This is a genomic window from Ignavibacteriales bacterium, from assembly GCA_026390595.1.
GTDB lineage: Bacteria > Bacteroidota > Ignavibacteria > UBA10030 > UBA10030 > UBA9647.
In genome coordinates, this window is sequence record JAPLFQ010000008.1 from 95160 (window position 1) to 111934 (window position 16775).

At 55.0% G+C, this 16775-nt stretch carries 11 protein-coding genes; all 11 read right to left on the reverse strand.

Translation table 11 applies throughout. The features are described from left to right. Nucleotides 1-28: 28 nt before the first annotated feature. A complete protein-coding gene (locus NTU47_03465; GenBank protein MCX6132852.1) occupies nucleotides 29-883 on the reverse strand; it encodes a xanthine dehydrogenase family protein subunit M in 855 nt (284 codons plus the stop codon). Then, the gene (locus NTU47_03470) at nucleotides 880-3243 is read right to left on the reverse strand and encodes a xanthine dehydrogenase family protein molybdopterin-binding subunit (protein MCX6132853.1); all 2364 of its coding nucleotides are present in this window, start codon (nucleotides 3241-3243) and stop codon (nucleotides 880-882) included. Before NTU47_03470 ends, NTU47_03465 begins: the two co-directional genes overlap by 4 nt. Then, a complete protein-coding gene (gene ssnA, locus NTU47_03475) occupies nucleotides 3233-4534 on the reverse strand; it encodes a putative aminohydrolase SsnA (protein MCX6132854.1) in 1302 nt (433 codons plus the stop codon). Before ssnA ends, NTU47_03470 begins: the two co-directional genes overlap by 11 nt. Then, on the reverse strand, nucleotides 4531-5799 hold the full coding sequence (thrC, locus tag NTU47_03480; GenBank protein MCX6132855.1) for a threonine synthase: 1269 nt from the start codon (nucleotides 5797-5799) through the stop codon (nucleotides 4531-4533). Before thrC ends, ssnA begins: the two co-directional genes overlap by 4 nt. Further along, nucleotides 5796-8135 (reverse strand): xanthine dehydrogenase molybdopterin binding subunit, encoded by a 2340-nt coding sequence (xdhB, locus tag NTU47_03485; GenBank protein MCX6132856.1) that lies wholly within the window; start codon nucleotides 8133-8135, stop codon nucleotides 5796-5798. Before xdhB ends, thrC begins: the two co-directional genes overlap by 4 nt. Nucleotides 8136-8310: 175 nt before the next feature. Further along, nucleotides 8311-9747 (reverse strand): xanthine dehydrogenase small subunit, encoded by a 1437-nt coding sequence (xdhA, locus tag NTU47_03490; protein MCX6132857.1) that lies wholly within the window; start codon nucleotides 9745-9747, stop codon nucleotides 8311-8313. A 123-nt stretch (nucleotides 9748-9870) separates the two neighbouring features. Beyond that, on the reverse strand, nucleotides 9871-11319 hold the full coding sequence (gene hydA / locus NTU47_03495) for a dihydropyrimidinase (protein MCX6132858.1): 1449 nt from the start codon (nucleotides 11317-11319) through the stop codon (nucleotides 9871-9873). A gap of 157 nt (nucleotides 11320-11476) precedes the next feature. Then, nucleotides 11477-12808, reverse strand: coding sequence for an APC family permease (locus tag NTU47_03500; GenBank protein MCX6132859.1), 1332 nt, complete (start codon nucleotides 12806-12808; stop codon nucleotides 11477-11479). A gap of 67 nt (nucleotides 12809-12875) precedes the next feature. Beyond that, nucleotides 12876-14189 (reverse strand): peptidoglycan DD-metalloendopeptidase family protein, encoded by a 1314-nt coding sequence (locus NTU47_03505; protein MCX6132860.1) that lies wholly within the window; start codon nucleotides 14187-14189, stop codon nucleotides 12876-12878. Next, nucleotides 14186-14962 (reverse strand): DUF4292 domain-containing protein, encoded by a 777-nt coding sequence (locus NTU47_03510; GenBank protein MCX6132861.1) that lies wholly within the window; start codon nucleotides 14960-14962, stop codon nucleotides 14186-14188. Before NTU47_03510 ends, NTU47_03505 begins: the two co-directional genes overlap by 4 nt. Then, nucleotides 14962-16689, reverse strand: coding sequence for a tetratricopeptide repeat protein (locus NTU47_03515; GenBank protein MCX6132862.1), 1728 nt, complete (start codon nucleotides 16687-16689; stop codon nucleotides 14962-14964). Before NTU47_03515 ends, NTU47_03510 begins: the two co-directional genes overlap by 1 nt. Nucleotides 16690-16775 lie beyond the last annotated feature (86 nt).

Sequence of the window (16775 nt, forward strand, 5' to 3'; positions counted from 1 at the left end):
CATGCGCGTCCTTTGCGGTTGCTTTTCGCTATTGGCAACCCTCCAGTGTGCGCCGGACAAGGACGGCGATCACCGGTTCTTTGTATTCCGTCGACCAGCGCCTCCCGGAAAACGAGATCATCACTTCAGAGACTTTCTTTCCTGCCTCGGCGAAAATGTCCCGCGACGGTTTCTGACCGATTAACAGGCTCTCCGCTTCAGAAACCCGCTGCCACTTCGGCAGGGCGGCCCCCGGTACAATCCGCGCATCAGTGATAAGGCCGGACTGATCTCGGACAAGAATCGCGGCAACGCTCAGTCTTGAAATCGAGAGAGCGTTTCGGCGTCCGAGTTTGACGAACGAGCTTCGCGCGCCAGGAGGGAGCTTGGGAAACCGAACCTCAACCAAAATTTCCCCGCTCTCGGCGATCGTGACGTACGGTTTCGCGAAAAATTCCGAGAGCATCACTTCGCGGGAGCCCGTCGATGATTGCAGTGTTACGCTCGCCCCCAATGCGACGAGGGGCGGAAGAGTATCGGCGCATGCCGCTCCATTCATGATATTGCCGCCGATTGTTCCTCGATTGCGAATCTGCGGCGACCCAATTCCGGATACTGCCGTCTTCAATAACGGGGCAAAGGAGCCGACAACGGGAGAACGCAGGATCTCTGAATGCGTTGCTAACGGCCTGATGATGATCGCATCACCCGACTCTTCAATCCCCTTCAGCGCGGGAATCCGGGAAATGTCGACGATGGAACCGGCCAACTCTTCGGCCGCTTTGCGCATCTCGATAAGCAGATCAGTGCCGCCTGCGAGGAGTTTTGTGCCGGAGCCGAGCGTCGTCAGAAGGTTGCAGGCCTCCGCAACGGATCGCGGGGAATAATACTCAAACGGCCTCATGCCTTCCCCCCGCGTATTTTACACGAATCAGCCATCATCGCGTCGATAGATTGTTTTTGCTCCGACCCGCGTTTCCCCTGCCGCGTCAGTTTATGGCCCAGCAAAACACGTTCAAGGTCCGCCGGAATTTCATAGATCCGTTTGCCCGTTGCATTCGCAATCGCATTGACGATTGCCGGAGCGGCAAGCTCGTTCGTCGGTTCGCCGACGGACTTCGCCCCAAACGGCCCCATAGGATCTTCGTTCTCCACGATGATCGTTTTGATTCTCGGCACATCCATCGACGTCGGAATCAAGTACTCATCGAAGTTCAGCTGCTTGGGGATGGCATCCTCGAAGTCAAATTCTTCAAGCAAACCATACCCGAGTCCCATGGCAACGCCCCCGCACATCTGTCCGACAACCATGCCGCGATTGATAGCTTTGCCAACGTCGTGTACCGAGACAAAATCAACGACGTTGACCTTTCCGGTTTCCGTGTCGACTTCAACTTCAGCGGCATTTGCTCCATAGACGAATGTGAAATATGCTTCGCCTTGCCCTTCTTCTTCGTGCCAGAATGTCGGCGGGGATTTGTGCCACCCGAGGCCGATCATCGGTCTTCCTTTGTTGAAACACTCTGCTGTCAGCTCGCTGAAAGATGCCAACCGCTCCCTTTTTCTTGTATCGACGAGGTAATTACCATCAAGGTCGAGAGCATTCACATCGACACCGGTCATCTCCGCGCCTACGGCGAGGAGGGTCGTCCTCACTATCTCTGCCGCGTTCTTCGCCGCTGATCCCCCCATGATCGTTCCGCGGGATGCGACGGTGGGTCCGGAATCGGCCACGCGGCTGGTGTTGGTATTCAGGAATTGAATCCGGCTCATCGAAATCCCCAGCACCTCGGCAACAATCTGCGACATCTGTGTTTGTGCCCCCTGGCCCATATCGGTGACACCCGACGAAACAATCACGCTGCCGTCTGTTTGAACAGAGACAATCGTTTCGGCCGCATCGGTTCCTTCGGCGCCAAGGGAAACACCACGATAGCTGCACGCAAGACCCACGCCGCGTTTCTTATCCCCCTCACCTGCCTCACCATACGCCTTCCACTTTCTCCTGAAGTCGATGCCTTCGGCCGCCTTTGTGAGCACTTCCTTGAGGCTTACCTCGTGCGTGAGTTTCTGCCCTGTGGCAGTTACTGCACCGGATTCAAAGCCGTTTTTCAATCGTATATCGAGAGGCGACACTCCTACTTCTTTGGCGAGTTCGTCCATCATCGACTCAATGGCGAAATTTACCTGCGGCGATCCAAATCCGCGCATCGCGCCCGTGTAGTTGTTGTTCGTGTACACCGCATAGACGTCTGTTTTGACGTTCTCACAGTAATACGGTCCGGTCGCCTGCACTACAGACCGCCACGTGACAAACGGACTCATTGAAGAATACGCGCCTCCGTCTGCGATGCAGCGAATCTCCATCGCGGTAATAGTACCGTCCTTTTTCGCCCCCCACTTATAATAGAGCACATAGGGATGCCGTTTGTAGCTTTCCAGCATGGACTCTTCGCGCGAGTTCACCATCTTAACTGGTTTGCCTGTCTTGAGCGCCAGCAGCGCTGCACGGCAGCACATCGATGTCATCACTTCATCTTTTCCGCCAAACGAGCCGCCGAGGGTTGACTGCACGATTTGAACTTTGTTGAGCGGGATTTTCAATGCGTCCGCGACCGACCGCCTGCTGGAAAACAGATTCTGCACTGATCCCGTGATCTTCACGCCCCCCTGCTCCGCTAGCTCGGCAAGAACCGCTTCGGGTTCTATGTAGGAATGTTCGATGAATTGCGTTGTGAACTTTCGCTCCACCATGAAGTCGGCTTGCGAGAAGCCCTTCGTCATGTCCCCTTTGCGGACTTTGTGATGAACAAACTCGTTCTTCTCGCCGTGCAGTGCGGGAGCTTCCGGTTTCATCGCTTCTTCGGGATCGGAGACCACGGGTAGCGGCTCATACTCAACACGGATGAGCGCCAGCGCCTGCTCGGCAGCTTCTTTGGATGTCGCCGCTACCAGAGCAAGCCCATCACCGAGATACCGGACCCGATCCTCAACCAGGATCTGCTGGTTCTTCTGCACTATCCCAAATACTCTGCTGCCGGGTATGTCTTTCGCGGTCAGGACGGCTTCGACGCCAGGGAGCTTGGCCGCTGTGGACACATCGATGGAACGCACGAGGGCATGAGGGAACTTCGATCGAAGCACCTTCCCCCACAACTGGTGTCCCACTGAATAGTCCTCGGCGAACTTCGCCCTTCCTGTGACTTTTCCCCAGGAATCAACACGGCGCTCAGATTTGCCGATAATCTTGTGTTTACGTGCCATGCATCCGACTCCAGAGTTTCTTCGCGACCTGTGCCGCTTTGTGCATGACGGCATCCTCATCGATACCGACCAATTGTTTGTTCCACACGATCCATTTGCCCCCTACGATCACATGCTGGATCATAGTCGAGTTCATCCCAAACAGGAAGTGACCGTGAAGATTCCGCGAAGTGAGCGGTGTCGGTGACGCATACTCGAGAACAACCAAATCAGCCGGGCTCCCTTTCTTCAGCGTGCCAAACGGTCTGTTGAAGAATTCGCCCGCGAGCTTCTGGCCATTCTGCACCATCACGGGAAGACGTGAAAATTCAGCCCGATGATCGGACTCCGCGTTGCGGAAGTATCCGATCTTTGATTCCTCGAACATGTCTGCGGGAAATCCATCGGTCCCCAGCGCGGCGCGTGCGCCATACCAGCCGAGGGGCGCATAACCGACAGCGTTGTTCATGTTCGATCGTGGATTGTGAACCATCCACGCCCCCGCCTTCTCTACCGCCGCAAGCTGTCTCTTCGTGAGATGAACACCGTGCACTACAATTGATTTCTTCCTGAGCACACCGAATTTCTTCAGTCGATCAATAATATCCGTCCTGTGCTTCTTCAATGAATCGACGACGTCGGCTTTGTCTTCGGCAACGTGGACATGCACGCCGCAATCATACATCGCTGCCAGCTCACCCAATCGGGCAAGCGAATCGTCTCCGAGCGTGAAAGATGCATGGGCTCCGATTGTCCCCCGGAAGTGCGCGTTGCTGGCATTTTCAGTAAGAAATCTCTCGTTTTCCGCCAGTCCCTCGTCGCGCCGTTTCTTTCCTCCTCGGTCTGTCGTCTCATAGCAAAGGACCCCCCGTACACCCACTTGACACATCGCGTGTTTGATGAGATCGAGCGAACCGCTGATGAAATTCGGAGAGGCCTGGTGGTCAATCAATGTCGTGGTGCCAAATTTGACCGACTCTATCGCGCCGGCGAGAGCACTATAATAGATTGCCTCTTCATCGAGCGCTTCATCCAGTTTCCACCAAACCTTTTTCAGGATCTCAACGAAGTTCCTTGGAGGCGACGCCGGAGCAGGCATACCCCGGGAAAGCGCTGAATACAGGTGGGTGTGGGAACACACGAAGCCCGGCATCACGATCCAGCCCTTCAGATCAACGATCTCATCCTCCTGCTTCGGCTTCAATCGGGCGGCTCGTTCAACGATTGTACCTTCGTCGATTCGAATGTCGCACTCTTCAATTGAAGAGGGAGCGAGTGTGACAGCTCGTGTGTTCTTCAGTAAAAGGCTCACGTTCTGTGCGTCGAAATGAGTGAACGATCAGATAAATGTTGTTCAAGAACCTGAAAATCGGGTTCAATTTCAAGCGGTTCGCCTGCGGCGCGCTTCGCCGATTGCACATCCTTCAATCCATTGCCAGTAATGACAACGACCGCGGACACATCGGCCGGGACGATGCCTTGAGCGATCGCTTTCTTCAATCCGGCGACGCCTGCAACGCCCGCAGGTTCGCCAAACACCCCTCCGAGTTGCGCAGTGAGACGCATCGCTTCGAGGATCTCGTCGTCAGACACGGCGATCATATCACCGTGCGATGCTTTGACCTGCTGGATTGCCCGGCGCCAGTTCCGCGGTGTGCCGACAGCAATGCTGTCTGCAATCGTGTCGGTGGAAGTCGGCTGGAGATCCCCGCCGCTGAGGAATGCATCAAGCAGGGCCCGTGCTCCATTTGCTTGAACGCCAAGAAGCTTCGGAACGCGGTCGATGAACCCTAATCGCCGCATTTCCTCAAGCCCTTTGCCGATCCCTCCAATCGTGCAACCATCACCAACGGAAACCACAACCCACGTCGGGATCACTGAACCGAATTGCTCGGCGATTTCCAATCCGGCTGTCTTCTTTCCCTCCACGAGAAACGGATTCGTGCCGCTGTTCCTGTCGTACCACCCGAATTTCCGGCACGCTTCCCGGCACAAATCGAAGGCATTCTCGTATGTCCCGCGCACGCGGACAACTGTTGCCCCGAAAATAAGGAGCTGTGTTACCTTCGGTTCAGGCGCCCGCTGCGGCACAAAGATAATGCTCCGAAATCCCGTGGCTGCCGCCATGCCGGCCAGCGATGACGCAGCGTTTCCTGTTGAAGCGCATGCGATGGTATCGAAACCAAATTCTTGTGCTTTGACAAGGCCGACAGAACTCGCACGGTCCTTGAACGAGCTGGTTGGATTTCTTCCATCATCTTTCAGAAACAACTTCCTGATTCCGACGGCAGAGGCAAGGCGGGGAACATCATACACCGGAGTCCAGCCAACCTGGAGATGCGGAACCGGCGATCGCCGAGACACCGGCAGCAATTCACGGTATCTCCAATGATCGAACGGTCGATCGCAGAGACCGGACGGTGTCAGCGTTGTGCCCGCCGCGTCATAGTCGTACATCACATCGAGAATACCCTGAATGCCGCAATGCGAGCACGTATGGAGATTCCCGTTCTGGAACGAAGTCCCGCACACAAGACAACGAAGGCCGGCAACAAGCGATTCCGGTGCTGGTGTCATTTTTTCACCTCGGCGCTTGATTTCACTTTCACCGGCTCCCTTAGTTTCTCTATGGACAGAAGGACGACCTCATTGGTCGCAGGGAGCGAGAAGTCGGGTTCCGTTTCATGAGAGCCGACAGCGGAGACAGCATCCTTGATCGCCAACCAGGTAGCAAATCCAAGCATCAACGGGGGCTCTGCGACGGTCTTGCTTCCATGGATAGAATTCGGATGAGCCGCGTTCTCCAGAAGCCTGACTCGAAAATCGACAGGGATGTCTCTTGCCGTGGGAATCTTGTACGTGTCGGGCGAGTGCGTCATCAGGTTTCCTTCATGATCCCACTTGATTTCCTCGGTGGTGCACCAGCCAACTCCCTGGATATATCCTCCTTGGATCTGACCGATGTCAATTGCAGGATTGATGGAATCACCGGCGTCATGTAAAATATCTGTCCTCAGGAGCGTCACCGCGCCGGTGAGCGTATCCACGAGAACTTCAGAAACCGCCATGCCGAACGCATAGTACCGGAACGGTGTCCCAACCCCTTTGGCCTTGTCCCATCCAATGCCCGGTGTTCGGAAATATCCTGTCGAGCTGAGGCTGATGCGGCGGAAGACCATCTGCGGCATCGCTTCAGCAAATCCGATCCGTCGTTCAGGGTGTTTGATGTCGAAGATGGTATCGTGTTCAAACCGTATATCCTCCGGTGACGTGGGAACCGCCGGGCGCTTCTCATTGAAGAACGAGGTGACCCCTTCAGAGATGCGCGCCTTGAGGATGTCGGTCGCGTTCTTCACTGCAGCGCCGTTCATGTCTGTCCCAGAGGAAGCTGCGGTGGCGGATGTGTTCGGTACCTTGGATGTATTGGTCGCATTGACCCGAACACGGTCGATCTTGATGCCGAGTTCTGCTGCTGCGATCTGCTGCATCTTCGTGTGTAGCCCCTGTCCCATTTCCACGCCGCCGTGGTTGACCAGGACCGTGCCATCATTGTAGATGTTGACGAGAGCGCCCGCCTGGTTCAGAAAGGTCGTGGTGAACGAAATACCGAATTTCACCGGGGTGCAGGCAATCCCCTTTTTGTAGAACTCATTTGACGCGTTGAATTCTGCCACTGCGTTGCGACGCGCGACATACTCCGAAGAGTGCATCAGCTGATCGTATATGACGTGCAGGTTGTTGTTTTCCACAGTTTGGCCATAGTGCGTCACGTTGTTTGCTTCCAGCCCGTAGAAGTTCGTCTTCCGGATTTCTGCTGAATCTCTGTGCAGGAATCTGGCAACGCGGTCGATGATCGTCTCCATAGCGGCCATGCCTTGCGGACCGCCGAAGCCGCGGAATGCCGTATTCGAGGGGAGATTCGTTTTCCAGACCCGCGCCACGACAGTCATATGCGGTACATAGTATGCATTGTCGCAGTGGAACATCGCCCGTTCCATGATCGCAAACGACAAATCCGTGGCGCCGCCGGCATCGCTGTTGAGTTCGAACTTGACGGCGAGCAGCCTACCATCGTCATCGAATCCAGCTTCATAACGTGTCAGGAATCGGTGTCGCTTTCCTGTCATGATCATGTCATCATCACGGGAGAGTCGTATCTTTACGGGACAACGGCTTGCGTGAGCGAGGAGCGCACTCCAGCAGGCGACGTGGTTTCCCTGCGTTTCTTTGCCGCCAAACGCCCCTCCAATGCGCCTGACCTCGACAAGCACATCCTTTTTCTCAATACCGAGGACTTCAGCGACCAGCGTCTGCGTTTCCGACGGGTTTTGCGAACCGCAATAGACGGACATCTCATCCCCTTCGCCCGGCACGCAGAGAGAAGCTTGTGATTCAAGGTACCAGTGTTCTGCGGCGCCGGTTCTCAGTTCCCCCTGCAGCACATGCGGAGCAGATCGAAGAGCGGCTTTCGCATCCCCCCGCTGCATGCTTCGCTCAGGACCAAGGATCGTGTTTGCTACCATGGCCTCGTCAATGCTCAAAACATGTTCGAGGGGTTCATAGTTGATCTCGATGAGATGTTCTGCAGCCCGGCACTCTGCATCGGTCATCGCCGCTATCAGGAACACCGCTTGCCCGACAAACGCCACCTCCTCATGAGCAAGACATGGTTCGTCCTTGACAACAGGTCCCATCTCATTATGTCCCGGAATGTCATTGGCCGATAGCACAGAAACGACACCGGGTGCACGTTTCGCCTTCGTCAAATCGAATGAGACGATACGGGCATGCGCATGGGGGCTATAGACCACCCGCCCTGTCAAAGTGCTTGGGCTGGAGGGTATGTCATCGATGTACAGCGCCTCACCGGTTACGTGAAGCACTGCGCTCTCATGCGGCATTTGTTGATGCATGGAAGACCCTTTTCAATAGCCCGGGAGTATTCTCTGTTTGAAATCCGAAACACGAACCACGAAGCACGAAGCAATTTCGAAGTCCTGAGCACGAAACGATGGCTCCGGCTTTGCTCTTCACATTCGTGCTTAGAATTTGTTTAGACTTTCGGATTTAGGATTTCGGACTTATCTTTCAACCGTTTGTTTCACTCCAAAATTTCAGAAGGAGATTACGTGCGGCCGCGCGGCGAAACTCGGCGCTCCCGCGAACATCTGAAATCGGTTTGAAATCTGCATCAATCAAGCGACGCGCTTCTTCCACATGCGCACGGTCCCATGGTTTTCCCTTCAGGAACGATTCCGTCGAGATGGATCGCTTTGTGCATTCCGACATACCGCCAAATGCCAATGTAATATCGTTGACAACTCCGTTTTCATTCAGGTCCACCCTGAATCCGGCACTGACCGTCGAAATGTCGAGGTCCCGCCGCTTCGAGACTTTGTATGAACGTATGAGCGACGACGACGACTGCCGCGGCAGCACAATGGCCACGATCAATTCGTCAGGCTGACGATCGGTTTTCCGATACCCCTTGACGAATGCGTCTGCTGCAACAGTTCGTGTTCCACGGCGGCTTGTAAGAATCACCGACGCACCGTACGCGATCAACGCCGGCAGCGCGTCGCCGATCGGAGAAGCTGTGCCGATATTGCCACCAAGTGTGGCGACGTTCCGGATTTGTCGCGCAGCGAAGAGCGTGAGCATCTCATGAAAGGCCGGAAAATCGCTCTTCACGTGCATCATCACGTCATTGATCCGGACGCCGGCGCCAATCCTCAGGCTGCGATCATCCCGGACAACTGCCCGGAGTTCTTCGACTCTTGAACAATCGATGATATGCGGGAGTAGTTCAAATTTCTTTGTCACCTTGAGGGCCACATCTGTCGCTCCGCTGATCAAGGTCGCTTTCGGATGCTTTTCGATCAGCTCCAGGCATACATCCACTGTTACAGGTTGATCGTAGCGCTGTGTCTGTGCAACGATTGAGATGCTCTTGTGGTGGATGGAGTTCAGAAGTCCAACAATCCGTGATTCATCGTCGCTGAAATGATCACTTCCCTTGGCATCACAAGCGGACATAGCCGCTTCTATAATCGGCTCATATCCGGTGCAGCGGCAGAGGTTGCCCGCGAGAGCCTCTGCAATCTCATCCCGGGATGGTCGGCCCGCCTCTTTATAGAGGGCAAACAGCGTCATCACGATGCCCGGGGTGCAGAATCCGCATTGGCTGCCATGTGAATCAACCATGGCCTGCTGAACAGGATGCAGATCCCCGGAAGGATTCTTCAAGTTTTCTACTGTAATCAGCTGTTTTCCATGGAGCATCGGGAGGAAAAGGAGGCAGGAATCGACAGCTCTGTAGTTCATGCTCCCATCTGCGTTCCGATCTCCGAGCACAACTGTGCACGCACCGCAATCCCCTTCCGCGCATCCTTCTTTCACTCCCCGGTGTTTGGGAAGCGAGCGCAAGTACTCGAGGACCGTGGTTGTCGGTTTCAGTTGCAGCGAAGAATCGAAGGCAATGTCAACGATCGTGCCGTCGAGAATGAACTGGATCGAGTTGGTCATGTGAAAATCAAATTAATCAATCGACATTTATTATTGAGAGCTGGGAATTGTCACTGCCCCATGATCTGGACAATATCTAATGTCCAATATCGAATCATGACTATTGAAGTGTGTTCTCTTCAGTCAGCCCCCCCACGCAGCCGCGAAACAAGAACGCTTCACATACCTACCCCGACCAGCCTTGCCAAGCCACACATCCCGATCGACGATAATCTCACCGCGGGAAATGACCGTGTCCGCGTTTCCCCGCACCGTTATTCCCTCGTACATTGAATAGTCAACTTGCATATGGTGGGTCGACGCGGAAATTATGTGTTCCGCGTTCGGGTTCCAGATCACGACGTCTGCGTCACTTCCGACTTCCACCGCGCCTTTCTTCGGATAGAGTCCAAACAACTTCGCTGGATTGACAGAAACCAGGTCTACCCACTGTTTCAAAGAGAGCCTTCCCTCGTTCACTCCATAATGATAGAGAAGCTGCAACCGGTTCTCAATCCCGGGTCCACCATTGGGGATTTTTGTGAAGTCGTTCAAGCCCGCGCTCTTCTGGGTTTTGAACATGAACGGACAGTGATCGGTCGAAACAACCTGGATATCGCCGGCGCCCAGCCCTTTCCAAAGTGCATCCTGATCGGCGGGAGACCTCAAGGGGGGTGTCAGGACAAACTTCGCTCCTTCGAAATTTGGCCGGGAAAGGTCTTGCTGGGTCAACAAGAGATACTGCGGACATGTTTCTCCAAACACGCGGGTGCCGTTCTTTCGAGAACGGGAGATTTCTTCCAGAGCTTGAGCGGATGAAACGTGTACGATGTAGACCGGGAGATCCGCGCTTCTGGCCAGTGCAAGGACGCGACGGACAGCCTCAGCCTCGGCGCTCGCGGGACGCGTCAGGGCATGTTCAATCGGAGCCGTTCGCCCTTCGGCAAGCGCCTTGTGAACAAGATGGTCGATGGCACTTTCGTCTTCGGCGTGTACTGCCACGAGTGCTCCTCGTTTGCCGGCTCGGATCATCACCTGCAGGATCGTTGCGTCATCCACCATCAACGCTCCCGGATATGCTGTGAAGAGCTTGAAGCTCGTCACGCCTTCGTCGACGAGTGCATCGATCTCATTGATCCGGCCTTCCTCCACATCCACCACTATCATGTGCAAACCGTAGTCGATCGAAGCCTTCGATGCCTTCTCCCGCCAGGTGGCATAGGCCTCGCGCAGAGTGTGCCCCTTCGATTGGGTGGCAAAATCGATAATGGAGGTTGTTCCACCAAATGCTGCAGCGCGCGTGCCGGACTCAAAATTGTCGCTGGAAACAGTTCCCCCAACAGGTGCATCCAGGTGAGTATGGACGTCGATGCCGCCTGGGATGACGTACTTCCCTGTCGCGTCGATCGTTTGCTCTGCTTTCCGATCAAGCCCTTGACCGACGGCACTGATAACTTCATTCTCAATGAACACATCGGACGCTACGACACCTTGTGGTGTCACTACCTGTCCGTGTATAATCAAAATTGCCATCGTCATGAATGCAAGGATTGTCGGAGGATGACCGGGGGGATTGGATGCGCTGGCGTGCATCGTCTGCTGCAGAGAATCCAAAACGGTGACGTACAACAATCGAAACCGCGCAAACATCCCGATCACGGCACGCGCAAGTCAAAGTACGTCAGTAATGATTAAACGGCAAGGGGCACCGCCAAGGAAGGGAGCAAATGGGAATGCGACGCTGCATCTCTTACGATTGCCGGGCGATTCTCATGCTGGTGATCTTCCAGGCAATGGGCGCGGTCAGAACCGCGGCGACAGCGAAGAGTGTGGCATTGGTATAGGTAGTCTGCTCCGACAACGCCGCGGTCAGTGCGGTGACGAGACAGACCGTCGGCAACGCTGTCATCGCGATGAGTCCTGCGACGTTGAGGGGGATTTTGAACGGTCTCGGCTGCTCCGGGTTGCGGATGCGGAGAACAATAAGGGCGACAAATTCGAGGAAGAGCGCTGCGCCGTACAACGTCACATCGATGATGAGAAGATCGCCAAACTCCCAGAATACCATGCCGCTCACGACGAGCGCACAGACGACGATAGATACATGCGGAACATTGTGCTTTGGATGTACTTTGCTGAGCGACGCTGGGAGCAATCCATCGTCTGCCATGGCTTTCGGCACACGGGAAATGGCGAGCAGGATGGAAAGAAAAAGGCCCAGCGCGCTCGCAATACCCCCGAACGAAAGTATGGCGCCGAGCCACCACCCTCCTATGTGCAGGCCAAGCGATGGAAAACCCTGGGCGGTCAGCACTTCCGCGTCCATCCCTGCGGCTGTCCCGGTCCAGATGGAAAGGAAATAGAATCCGACGATAAGGAAGAACGCGACGACAATAGAGATGAGGTACGATCTCGCGGGACGATGTACTTCTTCAACAAAGGAGGATGAATTGTCCCATCCGAGAAAATTCCACATCACGGTATACAGACCCATACCGAAGACGGTGAATCCCATCCCGTGCGTTTGAAAGTTCACTCCCGACAGGGAAAAAGAGAACCCTTTCGTTACAGCCACACCAAAAAGTATTCCGAAGGGGACAAGAACGCAAAGGCCGAGGAGGACGGAGCTTCGCCCGACGGGAATGATTCCGAGGAGATTCAACACAGCAGCAACCCAGATGATGGCAAGACAGATGGGAATTTTGTATACACCCGCTTCCGGATAGAAGAAGCTCAGGTACTGGACAAACAGGACGGGATAGATCGCAAGATCCGTGAAGGTGAAGAGCCACGACCACCACCCTTCATAGAATCCCCATTTCATGCCGAGGCCTGATTTCACCCACTGGTAGTAACCCCCGTTGAGCGGCATCATGCCGTTCAGTTCAAGAACCATGAGAATGGAAGGGAGAACCCAGAGAAGCGGAGTGATAAGAATGAGCGCCAGCGCGAACCCTCCTCCGACGTACTGGAGAACAGGTTCGAGCCCGTACGGGCCGCCTGAAACCGTGAAGAAGACGACCGCTGTCAGTTGGAGGGGGCGGAGAAGACCGCGACCGCTTCCTGCTATGGGTTGGGTCATTCGTTATGAGTTCGGGGATCCTTCCGATTGTGATGGTGATACACGAAAACCTGCGGAAGGAACGAGGTTATCGCTGTTTCGCAAGCCAAAGTTCAGGGTTTTGCTTTTCGCGGTCTTTCCAGATTTCGAAATGAAGGATATCGCCGTCCACTGAAGAGCCGCTCTTCGCAATTGTCTCGCCCGCCGCGATCTTCTGGTTCTCCGCAACGTTTACTTCGGACAGATCAGCATAGATGGTCCGGTATCCGTCACTGTGAGTCAGAATGACGATGTTCCCCAGGCCGGGGATGAATGTCACGATCGAGACCCTGCCGTCTGCAACCGCTCTCACTTCGGAACCAGGCCTCACGCTGATATCGATGCCGGTGTTCTCGCGCACCGTCTTGAGCACCGGATGCACCTGGTTGCCGAACCTGGCAGCGATCGATCCGAGAGAAACCGGCCACCGGAGTCTTCCATGCTGAGCAGCGAACGTCCCCGGGATCCCGGCATCTGGCACGGGTGTGGGTCGGAGCGTACTTCCGGCCTTCGATCGTTCACGCTCCGCAGCAGCCTCGCGTTCCTTCCGCTCGGTTTCCTTGTTGATCAGGTCTGTGATGATGTTCTTGAGCTTGTCTGCCGCCGCCCTCTTCTCGTCCGCCTGTTCTCTGTAGAAAGTCTTGTCCTTGCGGATCGACGCGAGCATCTTCTGGCGTCTCGAAACGTCTCCCTTCAATGAAGACTCTTCGTCGGTTCTCCTCGCAAGCAACCTGTGCTGTTCCTTGAGGCTGGCTTCCAAACGCTGATTCTGGTGTTCGAGGTCGTTCTTCTTGGTCACAACATTCCGCAGATCTTTTGCCCGTTGTTCCGAGAACCGCTTCAAATACTCAATCCGGATGGAAAGTTGATTGACCGAATTCGAGGAGAAGAGCAGTTCGAGATCGTACACCCTGCCATGTTTGTACACCGATTGAACATACCGTGCGTACTGTCCCTTGAGCGACTCAAGCTGCTGTTCCATATTTCCGATCGATGAGCTCGCGCTTCGGATCTCCCCCGTCAGCTGCTCCTCCTGCTCCTGCAGCCTTCTGATGGATTTGCGCTTGCTGTTGATCTGCTGTTCCAGCTTGTTGATGTTCGCAAGCGTCGATTTCTCCTGGTCAACTTTCTTGTTGAATTCCTTCTCCGCCGCAGCTGCCTCCGCCCTCAGGCGGGCCTGCTCCTTCTGCATATCGCTGACGCTTGCCGGACGTTTGTCCTTTTCGGTGCGTGCTTTCTGCGTTGACTTTGACTTGCGGGAGGGTTGCTTCGAACCGGATTGGCCCATGGCCGGCTCGCACACGAGGAAGCTCAGTGCGACAAGGAGAAGTATGGCGGCGAGTGACCGGGCGAATGCAATCATTGCCAGCGCACACGTTCTGCGTTCGTGGGAATGTCGAGCACCAGCGGGCTACTGTCCGCGTCGATGGCGAGCGAGGAGAACGCCACTGCGACGACACGATGTGCCTGGTGTTGAGTGATGCGAATCTGCCGCGGGAGCGACGTACCTCCTACGTCCCTGAATTTCTCAAACCGTTCCTCCACCACCAGCTTTCCTTTGACGTCGGTGTGCTGAATCTTCGCTATTAAGAGTGTGGCGGGGTCGATCCAGTAGCGGCGAGTGCCTGCGGGATTTCCATACGTCATCACAAGCTGGTTCTCTTCGATCACAAGGCTGTCCGGCTTGTTGTCGTCCCCCGGGAAGAAACTCCCCCCCGTGAAGAGACTCAGGAGCTCGTCGAACGTCAGATTGACCCGGAAGATACGGTTCAGGTTGACTGCATTGACCGACCCAGTGATCAGCTGGTTTTCAAGACTATTATAGAACGTGAACCCGCTTCTTGTCACAAGCGCAGAACCGACGTGAATCCCGAAGGGACCTGCGATCTTCACCAGGATAGAGTCGGGCTTGCGAAGCATGAGCTCAAACGAACCGGACCCGGCCACCTCCATGGACTCCACGGTGATAGTCCCCGACCCGTTCAACGATTGCACCCGCTCCCGGTTCACTTTCACCGTGCGCTGCACAACGTCGGGCGAGATCGCCTTACCGGCAAGGTTTGCCGTCGGAATTGACGCGCATCCGCTGAGCACGATGATAATCCACACCACCAGAATCGCGGAGAGCTGCTTCATCAGATTGAACCTCGGGCGATCTTGTCTTTGAGCGACTGGTTGTTGACGTTCATGTTCAGCGCTTGCTTCCAGAACTCGTCTGCTTTTTCCTTCTGACCGAGCTTGAACTGGATGTCCCCCATATGTTCGTAGACTGTCGCGCTCGCGCCACCGGCTGCAATCGCCTTTTCGATGTACTTGCGGGCATCATCGTACTTCGAAAGCCTGAAGTACACCCAACCGGCGGTGTCCAGATACGACGGGTTTCCGGAATCAGCCGCGACCGCCTGCAGGGACATCCGCAGTGCACGATCGAGCTGTAACCCGCGTTCGGCCAGACTGTAACCATAATTGTTGAGGATCAAGTGAGACTGCGGATCAACCCGCAACGCGCGTTCGTACAACGAGTCGGATTCTGAGTTGCGATGGAGTCCATCGAGCGTCAGCGCCAGCGTACTGAGAGCATTGATATCGTCCGGCTTGAGGTCCAGCGAATGCTTGAGGGCTTTGACCGCTTCGTCAGTCCTGTCCAACCGGCTGTAGCCCAATCCTTCAAGAAAATAAATGCGTGAATCTTTCGGGAGCGCTCGTTTTGCCCGCTGCATCTCGTCGACAAGTTTCTGGTATTCCCCTTTTTCAAAGTACGAAGTACCGATATACCACCATGCATCGCCGTTCCATTCCGCGAGCCGCGTGACGCGTTCGAAGTACTGAGTGGCGAGAGAGTCCTGCTTCTCCTGATTGGCGATCATTCCCAGATAATAGTAGGAGCGCCAGTCGTTCGGGATCTCTTTCTTTAACTGCTCGAATATCGGTTTGGCCTTTTCGATGAAGGTTGAATCACGCTGCGCCTGCCCCACATAGGCCACGGCTACTCTGAGCCTCACCTCGGGATTGGTGTGCTCCAATGCCATCAGTTTCTTATAGAGCACGAGAGCTTCATCGAAGTTGCGCTGATCAAGATAGATATCCGCGAGGGCTGCCATTGCTTCGGCATTGTTCCTGTCGTTCTCGAGAATGCTCTCAAGGATCTTTGTGGCTTCCTGGATCTTCCCCCCGCGTGCATACGTTTCGGCGAGCTGACGCTGCAACACCTTGTTGCTTGGATCAAGCTCGACCATTCTCCTGTACTTCGCCGCGGCCTGCTCAAAGCGCCCAAGGACATTGTACATTTCCGCCGTTTGGAGCAGTATCTCCCAATCATCCCCCTCACGGTCGAGAATGCGCTCATAAATTTCGATTGCCCTCAGAGGGCGGGACGTTTGATAGAGACGTGCGAGATTGAACCATGCTTCTGTGTTGTTCGAATCAATCTGTACGATGCGTTCGAATTCCGGGACCGCCAACTCGGGCTGGTACGCATTCATGTAGATGGAAGCTAGATTCTGGCGATACAGGATCCTGGACGAATCGAGACCGACGGCCTCTTTGGCGTGCTTCGCCGCCAGTGCGTGCTTTCCGAGGAGAGAGTAATCTTTGGAGATTGCAAAGTGGATTGCAGCTGTTGCCTCCTGCTGAAGGGCTTCCTGGTATTCCAGCACCGCGTTTGCGAAATCGCCCGTGACTTCATACACCGACGCTTTGATGACACGACTCAACGCCTGTTCGTGCCTGGCTTCCTTGAGCTGCTCGTTGATCTTCCGGGTTGCCTGTACTGCGCGCTGTTCCCGCGCTGTATCCCTGGAGAAACTGCAGCCGGCGGCTGAAATTGCGACGAATGCGAAAAGAGCAATAAGGGTACGTTTCATATGCATTGAGAAAAATATATCGATTATGGCTCTGAATTACAAGGATTGGGCCAACATACCGGGGATCGCCGCCCGGAGATCCCGCA